The sequence below is a fragment of the Anaerobiospirillum sp. NML120448 genome, assembly GCF_023050945.1.
Classification (GTDB): domain Bacteria; phylum Pseudomonadota; class Gammaproteobacteria; order Enterobacterales; family Succinivibrionaceae; genus Anaerobiospirillum.
This window is the reverse complement of the sequence record NZ_JALKIM010000024.1, coordinates 39,210-48,006: the sequence shown is the minus strand read 5'-3', so window position 1 is coordinate 48,006 and position 8,797 is coordinate 39,210. Positions and strand designations below refer to the sequence as shown.

4 protein-coding genes are annotated in these 8,797 nt (G+C 40.2%); 3 read left to right on the top strand and 1 reads right to left on the bottom strand.

Going from position 1 to position 8,797, the window contains the following annotated elements:
* Window positions 1-524: 524 nt before the first annotated feature.
* A complete protein-coding gene (locus MXE38_RS06055; RefSeq protein WP_246913193.1) occupies window positions 525-1,421 on the top strand; it encodes a MurR/RpiR family transcriptional regulator in 897 nt (298 codons plus the stop codon).
* 648 nt (window positions 1,422-2,069) lie between these two features.
* A complete protein-coding gene (locus tag MXE38_RS06050) occupies window positions 2,070-4,061 on the top strand; it encodes a hypothetical protein (protein ID WP_246913191.1) in 1,992 nt (663 codons plus the stop codon).
* A 77-nt stretch (window positions 4,062-4,138) separates the two neighbouring features.
* On the opposite strand, the gene MXE38_RS06045 is transcribed toward MXE38_RS06050, so the two are convergent.
* Window positions 4,139-5,209: an aldose epimerase family protein gene (locus tag MXE38_RS06045; RefSeq protein ID WP_246913188.1), complete on the bottom strand. Its 1,071-nt coding sequence runs from the start codon at window positions 5,207-5,209 to the stop codon at window positions 4,139-4,141.
* Window positions 5,210-6,041: 832 nt separating this feature from the next.
* Between MXE38_RS06045 and MXE38_RS06040 the strand changes: the two genes are divergently transcribed.
* The gene (locus MXE38_RS06040) at window positions 6,042-8,405 is read left to right on the top strand and encodes a DEAD/DEAH box helicase (protein ID WP_281503156.1); all 2,364 of its coding nucleotides are present in this window, start codon (window positions 6,042-6,044) and stop codon (window positions 8,403-8,405) included.
* Window positions 8,406-8,797 lie beyond the last annotated feature (392 nt).

Sequence of the window (8,797 nt, the reverse complement as noted above, 5' to 3'; positions counted from 1 at the left end):
TTGGAAAAGTACTTAAGCAATAAATTGGATTTAGAGAATTTATTCAAAAAAATAGAACTAAATTTCAAATTATGCCCTCTAATAGAGTAGGATATATAAAAGTAAAGGTCAGGCCTATATCTACTATGTAGTGCACTAAAAACAAACTACTCGTCATAATCTTAGTAAGAGCCGCTCCTGACATATTGCTGAAAGTAGGTGTGTGATCCTAAGTTAGAAGGTGTTAACTAAATCTTAGGTTGGTATGAGCAGACAATAGTACTGCCTTAATGTATTAACACCATTGAAACACTTATTAACAAGTTGAGAATACTTGTTGTATTAGTTTTGTTAGTTTTGTTAGCCCTTCAATTTAAGGACTAGAGCATAGAAAACAGTTTTGGTATGGGTCTTATTTAAACAAGCATAAGACCAATTAAGACAAGTTTAATTTTTAATAATGACAGTTTTGCGCTTATCTAAGATAAGTGTTTTCGTGTTTTCTTTGCTCTGTGATGACAAGGGATGATTTTAAGGATTTAACTATGGGTAAGTTAAATATCCCTAACAATGTTAGTGGAAAAATATTAAGCACACTTAGAGCAATTGAAAGTGATCTGCCTACAGCATTAAAGCGTCTCACCCATTATATTATTTCAAGTCCAGATGAAGTGATTGTTAAAAACGTCACTGATATTGCTAATGCCGCTGGAGTTGGTGAAGCTACTGTAATTCGTTTAGCCAAAACTTTGAAGTTTCCTGGCTTTAAAGAGTTTCAAATTGAATTAGTTAAAGAAACTGCAGGTAAGTCTCAACAATTAGAAGAGCAAATCTTAGACTCTAATATTGCAGATGGTGATACACATGATGTAATTGCCAAGAAGCTAAAAATTGCTATTTTGCACTCACTAAATGAGAATATCCATAATTTAGATGAGCGTGTTCTTTATCCTGTAGCTGATGCTATTTATAAGGCTCGCAAAGTATTTATTATTGGTGTGGGTAACTCATCTTTAAGTGCTTTATTCTTAAAAAATAAGTTGTGTCGTATTGGTATTGAGGCTTTTTCTGAGCCTATGAGCCACTTTATGTACACCTCTTTAGCTATGTTAGGCCCTAGCGATGTAGTAATTGCACTCTCTCAAAAGGGTGGCAGTTATGAGACTTTAAAAGCTTTTTCTATTGGTAAAGAGACAGGCGCTTTAGCTGTTGCTATTACTAATAATCCTGTGGGCAAACTTACTGAGCTTGCCGATTACGTAATTTTTAATGGCAATGAAGAGGGGGCACTCCAAGGTGATAGTGCTGCTACTTTAACAGCCCAAATTCATATTTGTGAGCTTTTGTATACTTTAGTTGTGTCCTTCAACCGTACCAAGGCAACTAAGACCAAGCAGCTTACCCTACAAGCTTTAAGTAAAGATTTTGAAATCTTCCACTAAAAATCTAGTCTTTCTTACTTAACCAATAATATAAGAGAGACTTCTTATATTATTGGTTGGCTTTGCTCTCCTTACCTAAATATTGCCTTTTCACAGCCTGGCTCAGCTCAGCTCTGCACAAGCCCGTCCACCCTTCACTATGCTGTGCTGCCCAGCCTGTCGCTGTTCAGTCAAGCCTGCGCTGTACTGTTCTTGCCTGTTTATTCCTGCCTTGTACTTCATGCTCCATTGAGCCATTAAGACTGTCTTTATTAGCAAAGCCCATGAGCTCTTATTCACGCATGCATGAATACCTTAATAAACGAAGATAGCGCCTGTTTGGTGCAAAGTAGCTATCTTTCTAGCTGGCTTGGCTGTGGTTGTAACTGCGTTTGAGGTGGAGCTAAGAGATTTAATGCTATTTTGATGAAAAATTAACTATTTTAAATCAGCGTAAGATTCATAATCGAGTAAGATATACAAAGGCATTACTTGTAGATTAGAAAGTTTTTTCTAGCCGAGAGCTCTATGGCTATGTATGTGGTTTTTACTAACTTTGTTATAAAGCGCAAAGCACTTTTGTTAAGCTTGGTAAATATGCTTGTTTTACTAAGGGGATTTTTGTGTCTTGGTAAAACCATTAAGAGTTTAGGTTGTTTGTGCCTAATAATGTTAGGTGGTGCTAAAAGTTATGCTTTAGGTCTGGGAATTGATGTCTGGGAGGCAGGGCGTTTAGATTATGCTTATGGCGGAGCAGAGGTGGCAGCCTTTGTTAACACTAAAGACCAGATCCAGCTACAAATAGTTTTATGCTCTAAAGATCAGCCTTATGCTTTTCGTATGAGTGTGTTATTGCCTCATAAGCATGAGGCCTCAGGTATTATTCCTGTTAGACTTAATGTCGATGGTCAGGTTACTAATGTTTATGCTGAGATTTCAGGCAACTCGTTAGAGTTTCAGGTAGGAACAGCCTTTTTAATTACTTTGCCTGATAGTCCTAACTTTGAAATGGAATTTTCCAAAGAGGATGCTTCTTATTTAAAAATACCATCAGTTTTGTCTTTTTCCATGAGCAATTCTGATATGGTGTTATCTGAGGTGGCTAAGTCTTGTGTGATTTTGCATGAGCAGCAAAACTTCAAAAGCAATGAGCAATTATTATCAGGCATTCTCTGGCCTCGTCAGGGGTTCAATAGCTTATCAAAAGAAAGTGTAGGTGCAGGCGCTAGCGCTGCTGGCGCAGGAGCGGGCGTTAGTTCGGGAGCTAGCGCTGCGGGCGCTGGGGCTGGCGCTATTGAGGGAGAGGCTAAATATCGCAATATTGAGAGCTTGTGTTTGCGTTCTAATGAGGATGGTAAGCCTTATAAAAAGGTGGTCACTGGTCTAGTTAGTTCCATTCATGACCAAGATAGCATGCCTTATTTTTATCCAAGTAAAGAGTGCAAAGCTGCTTTAGATGATATTTATGAAGCTCAAGGCAAATTGTCCTTATCGTTTTTGCCAGAGTTATTTAAAGATCCTACTGGTAATTACCAGCGCTATATGATGCTATGGAACAATGTGCTAAGTGATACTGCTCGTATGGACTTTAAGTATGTAGATAGTCCACTTAGCGATTTTGATTATTATCTGACGCTATTTTCCTTGTTTAGCGATAGCAAGATCTCTCAATATCCTCAAAGTTATTACGATATCCTTAAGCTTAAAGAAGATCCTTCGACTTTCTTATATACCATGGATAATCGTTATGAACTTGAGACAGTTAAATATGCCTCGGTTTTAGCACGGCGCTTAACAGGATTTTTATCGCCCCGTCAAAATGCCTCTGAGGCCATTAGTGCTTGGCATCAGTTTTACCAAGAGTTAAGTTTAGTTCTGCCTCCTATTAGCAAAGCTCAAGCTATCCGTCCAGTGCTCTATCGTCAAATGCTCATGAGAATTTGGCGTTTAGCAGGCTTCCCAGAGCCCCTTCACTTACGTCCTAAATATGCCTTTGTCCAAGGAACCAATGGTAAACCTACCACTAGTGAGCCTTTAGAGGCACGCTGTTCTATTTTTGAGGGTTCTAATGGAGATCAATTCTTTTTTGCTAGCAATGACTGTGTAAAAAGCATAGCCACTGATTTACGTAATTTAGGATTAATTAATAATGACTATTATCAAGTTTTAGACTGTTGGGATGCTTTTGCCAAGGCTTGGACTAAATCAAACTTCTATCATACTGATGGACAAGATGCAGTAGGAGAGCATTTGCGCTCAAGTTTAGCTTTAACTTTATTGTCTTTATATAAGAATTATGGCTTTGGTGATTACTTCTTATTAAACAAATGTATTTCTTCTCGTGATAGTGATATTTGCGCTTATGAGGCCAATAACTATTATGAAAGCTATTCGAGTGATTTAAGAAAGACAATAGCGGCAATTGCACAAGTTTCTAGTAAAGATGCTCGAGAGCTCAAAAAGCTAAATGATTTGTGGGCTAAGTATTACGATAGTCTCAAGCTTTATACTAAAAATCTTGCTACCAAAAATCGTATTCCTTTATGGAAAAGTGAGTTTGTCTTAGGCGTAGCCATAACTTGCCAGTCAGAGGCGATCTTAAACTCAAGATATAGTAGAGATGGCATTCAGTCCACATTAAGTGAAGATGCAGAGTTTTAATATAAAATGAAAAGGGCAACTCCTAAGATCCTAAGAGTTGCCCTTTTCGTGAGCTGTAAATTACCAGCTTTAATGCATTAAACAGCAGTGAACTTATAAGTAATGAAGCGCTTTAAAGGCTTTTGAGGGGTTACGATTGGGTTGTACTGAGCAAATTGAGTTAAGTGAGGAGCATCAGGGAAGAACTCAGGCTCAATAGCAAAGCCGTCATGAATGCCATAAACTTGGCCATCATCACGAGCAATGGCTACATCAGGAGTGCCTTGGTTAATGGCATTGCCTGAGTAGAATTGGAAAGCTGGATAGTCGGTAAAGACCTCCATCTTAACTTGTTTGCCCTCAACAACTTCACCTAACATGGTGACACAAGGGATCTTATCATTGCCAAAATCATTGATAATAAAGGCATGATCATAGCCGCCAGTGTATTTCATGTTTTCATCGTCAGCAAAGTCAGCTACGCTATTGGCAAGCTTCTTTTCACTAGTAAAGTTAAAGTTATCAACCTTATCAGTACGCTTAGTAACGTCGTAAACTTCGCCTGTTGGAATAGAGCGAGAGTCAATAACTAAAATTTGCTTAGAGTTAAACTTAGCAATATGGCCTAAAACTTTAGAGTGGTGGCCATTGAGGTTGAAGTATGAGTGATTGGTAATGCATGCTGGGCACTCTTGATCACAGGTAGCATAGTAATCAATATTTAAAGCGCCATCATCTTCAAGCTTATAGGTTACAGTTAAATCAAAATTACCTGGGAATCCTTCATCGCCATCTGGAGAGTGGTGCTTTAATACTAAGGAATTAGAGCTTGACTCAACAACCTCAAAACGGCACTTATCAAATCCTACATCACCGCCATGTAATACTACATCTTTGCCACCGCCTACTACGTAGGTCTTATTGTTGGCCTCAAAAGTGCCCTTATCAATACGGTTAGCATAACGGCCAATGGTAGCACCCATATAGCAATACTGCTTGTGATAATCAGTAGGCTCTTTTGGAGCTACGATAACTTCACGAAGTTTGCCTTCACCTACAGGAACTAAGATGGAGTGAATAGTTGCGCCCCAGTCCATAACTACTACTTGCATGCCCTGAGCATTAGTTAGGGTAAAAAGCTTTGGATTTTGTGGAAAAATATCGCTCATAGTCAACCTTTCTCAATAAAAAACTAACAACTCTAAATACTGTATAAAAAAAATTTCCAACATAAAAGAGACCTTAACTAAGAGCGTTCTCCCTTATGTAGATTACGTACTTGTCTCTTAACATTATAAGCGTAGAGCGCTTAGTAGAACTGTTTTGTTTGAAAAATACATGATTGGATAGTTATTAATTGAGCTCTCATGGCTTAAATATCGAATCTAATTAATTTTTGTTTTTGTATTAATCTATTTAGCCTGTATAATAGGCACGCGTTAAATTTTCACAGCTCGACTGCCTTTAAGAGCAAATGCTTTTTTCACAAGTAAAAGCCGTTTTTATCTTAAAAAAGATTAACCCTGTCTTGTTGTTTAAAACAAAATGCAATGGTTTGCATTGTCTAGATAGTGGTACTTTGGTGTGATTTGCTACCACTAATAGTAGCTAATTTTAGGGTAGTGCATATTCGGGCTATATTAATTGCGCATTTAGGATGTCTAAAAAAGTATTAAACATGCCCTACTAAAAATGTTGGTTGTTAATGATATTTGTGTCTGTGTCTATTGTAGGTTTTAACATAGAGCTAGCTCCTTGTACGTATAAGACACATGTTAGGGGATGTATGGGTAGGTAAGTTTATAGGTGAAACGCACCTAAATTTGCTCACAAAAATAATTACAAAGCTCAGAAAAAAGTGGGCTTACGGGCTCGTTAATTTGGTAATGAGGCACTGTAGGGGCATTTTATGAGCATTGGTCACGCTTGAGGCTTAAAAGCACGGGGCTTTTAGTTACAGAGCTATCAAGCTTATTAGTCTATTTTTACGGTTGAAAAATAATGTCTGAATTGAATCAAGAGCAAGATTTGTTGGCTAATGATGCCAAGCAAGTACAGGCCAATAATTGCTATGCTGCCTCAGTTGCTCAAAGTACAGGTGCCCAAGAAAGCCTCTTATTACAAGGTGATGATGACGAGTCTTTAGATCAAGATTTCCCATGTGAGCAAGCTAATAATGAAAGCTCCCCATGGAACTTAAATCAAGAAGCTAGCGCTGATTCCAATGATAGTGCTGAGAGCGACAGCGAGTCTGAGTGTGACAGCGAGTCTGAGTGCGAGTGTCAGAGCGAAGGCTCATGTGAGAGCGAGAGCGAGAGCGAGGGTGAGTGTGAGTCCGAGCTTTTAGTGGATGGCGATGACTTAGATGAGGAGCCTTTAGTTACCTTTGATAGCTTAGGCTTAAGTGATGCTGTATTAAAGGCCATTAAGCATGAGGGCTTTGAGCAGCCAACTCCTATTCAGTTGCGCTCTATTCCTACCTTCTTAGAAGGCCATGACATGATTGGTCAGGCTCAAACTGGAACTGGTAAGACTGCTGCCTTTGCTTTGCCTATCTTATCTAAACTACCAAAGCGCCAAAAGAATATTTTTGCTTTAGTGTTAGAGCCTACTCGTGAGCTTGCTATTCAAGTTGCAGAGTCATTCTCTCGTTTTGCTAAGTACATTGATAACTTTAGAGTAGCTCCTATTTATGGTGGTGCTTCTTATGAGAGCCAAATTCGTAGCTTACGTCATGGCGCTCAAGTTGTTGTTGCTACCCCTGGCCGTTTAATTGATTTAATTGAAAAAGGCCGTTTAGATTTTTCTGAGGTAGAGCATATTGTTATTGATGAGGCCGACGAAATGTTGCGTATGGGCTTTATTGATGATGTAGATTGGATCTTAGATCAAGTTCCATCTGGCCATCAGACTGCCTTATTCTCCGCTACTATGCCTCCTGTCATTAAGCGTATTGCCAAGGCTCACTTAGTAAATCCACAAGAGGTACGTATTGAGTCTCACACTACTACTGCTACCACAGTGCGCCAACGTTATTGGGTAGTATCTGGTGTGCATAAGATTGATGCTATGACTCGTATGCTTGAGGTAGAGTCTTATGAGGCCGTATTAGTGTTTGTGCGCACTAAGACCGATGCCGAAGACGTTGCTAACAAGTTAGCTGGTCGTGGTTTAGCCTGTGCTGCCTTACATGGTGATATTCCACAGCGTCAGCGTGAGAAAATTATTGAGCGCTTAAAGAATGGCTCCTTAGATATTATTATCGCAACTGACGTAGCTGCCCGTGGTTTAGACGTAGATCGTATTACTCACGTATTCAATTACGATATTCCATATGATGCTGAGTCTTACGTACACCGTATTGGTCGTACTGGCCGTGCTGGTCGCACTGGTGAGGCTATTTTATTTGTCTCCCCTCGTGAGCGCCGTGCTTTACGCCAAATTGAGCGTGTTACCCGTCAGCGTATTGAACCAATGCGCATGCCAACCGTAGCTGATGTTAATAAGCGCCGTTTAGAAAACTTCCGTAATCAAATTATGGAAACCATTGAAGCTGGTGGCTTAGATGACTATTTAGAGGTTATCTCAGATATTCTTTCTGACGATACTATTGAAGTTGAAGTATTAGCTGCTGCTTTAGCTAAGATGGCTCAAAAAGATGGTTCCTTACTGTTAGATGAGTCTGAGCCAGAGCCAAAAATGCGTACTTTTGACGACAAGGAGCGTTCCGAGCGTCGTCATGGCGGCCCATCTGCCGAGGCTGTGCCTTTAAGAGATTTCCCTGATATCTCTATGATTCGCTATCGCTTAGCCGTAGGCCGTCGTGACAGTGTAAAGCCTGGTCAGATTGTAGGCGCTATTGCTAATGAGGCTAATTTAGACAGCAAGTATATTGGTGAAATTTCTATTTATGATAGTTTCTCTACTGTGGACTTACCTGATGGTATGCCAGGTGAAACTATGGAAATTTTAGCCCGTGCTCGTGTCTGTGGCCGTTCTTTAGATTTACGTGTTTATACTCAAGACCCACCATCACGGCGTGAGCGTTCTGATAGATTTGACCGCTCTGATAAGGGTGAGCGCTCCTCATTCCGCTCTGAGCGTGGTGAGCGTGGCGAGCGTGGTGGCAATCGTGCCGAGCGCCGTCGTGAGCGTTTTTCACATCGTGAAGATTATAGCTTTGCTGATGAGGGCGAGTATCGCCATGAAAAGGGTGATATTAATGGTAATAGCGTTAATTACCGTGGCTCCTCTCGTGAGCGCTTTAATTCACGTCCAAGCTTTGATTCCCGCTCTCCTAAGCGCCGTGGTGCTTCATCCTCACGCCCACGTCCACGTTTAGGCAGCTCCCGTAGAGGCTTTTAAGCTATTTTAGCGATTGCGCCAGTATGCCATAAGACTTAGGTCAACTAAGTTTTAGCAGAGCCTAGACCTAGCTGGTCTTAAGAGTGGCAGGATAAGAAGCCACCACACTGCAGTGCTTTGGGGGCATAGCTGTGCTGTCAGTTCCCAGATGCGCAGAAGGCACAGCGCAATAGTGCAGTGGCACAGTGCAGTGGCGCAGCGCAGTGGCGCTGTGCTGGGACTGGCGGCAATTGAAGAAAAAATAGAGCTCTATCTAAGTGTGCTTAGATAGGGCTTTTTCTTTGGTAAAAATTTAATGCGAGATTGTTCGCAAAAAATAGGCAAAAGTATTGATTGTGATGCCATTTGTAGTCAATCTACTACTTTAGCCACATCTTTTTTATGCTCAAATT

Bases quoted from the DNA above. Each gene is read 5' to 3' on its own strand.
- MXE38_RS06055 (WP_246913193.1), top strand. From the start codon at position 525: ATGGGTAAGTTAAATATCCCTAACAATGTTAGTGGAAAAATATTAAGC.
- MXE38_RS06050 (WP_246913191.1), top strand. From the start codon at position 2,070: ATGTTAGGTGGTGCTAAAAGTTATGCTTTAGGTCTGGGAATTGATGTC.
- MXE38_RS06045 (WP_246913188.1), bottom strand. From the start codon at position 5,209: ATGAGCGATATTTTTCCACAAAATCCAAAGCTTTTTACCCTAACTAAT.
- MXE38_RS06040 (WP_281503156.1), top strand. From the start codon at position 6,042: ATGTCTGAATTGAATCAAGAGCAAGATTTGTTGGCTAATGATGCCAAG.